Annotated in this window: 1 pseudogene; it reads right to left on the reverse strand. The window is 46.1% G+C overall.

From position 1 onward, the window contains the following. Positions 1 to 750: pseudogene (locus R7Q48_RS26965) on the reverse strand (acetoacetate--CoA ligase); the annotation flags it as partial.

The following is a 750-nucleotide window of genomic DNA, read 5'->3' on the forward strand; positions in this document are numbered from 1 at the left end:
AACTCATCATCCAACTCATCTTGGCTTGCTAATTGAACAAAAAGCCAGATCTGTTCATTTCGATCCACTTCTTTCCCAACTGCGATGGAGTCGACAATGCCATCAATAGCATTCACCTGTTGGTAAATTTCTGCGGTACCAATTCTGACGCCACCTGGATTAAGAGTGGTGTCACTACGGCCATAAAAGACAAAACCGCCAACCTCACTTTTTTCTACATCGTCGCCATGATGCCAAACATTATCGAATTTATCCCAATAGGCGCGATGGTAACGCTCGCCTGAATCACGCCAGAACCCGGAAGGAAAATTCGGCAGTGAATTGGTGCAAACCAGCTCACCTCGTTCACCTACGACACTGTGACCTTGTGGATTAAATACTTGCGCATCAACGCCTAAGCCTGCAGATTGACACTCGCCTCGATAGACTGGTGATATCGGATTGCCTAATACAAAACATCCGCAAATATCTGTGCCCCCAGCAATGGACGCTAAATGTACGTCTTCCTTTAAGTGCTCGTAAACGTAATCGAATTGCTCAGGATAAAGTACAGAGCCAGTTGAACAAATCGTCTTGAGTGCGGGGAAAGCATCGGCTCTTTTCGGTGAGAATTGCGCTTTTTCAATCGCTTCTAGATATTTAGCCGACGTGCCAAACAAGGTCACGTCAGCATTTTGAGCAAGGTTCCACAGTACCTTGTGAGAAGGATAAACAGGGCTACCGTCAAAAATGACTAAGCACGCTCCGCTT

It is taken from the genome of Vibrio sp. 378 (assembly GCF_033339435.1).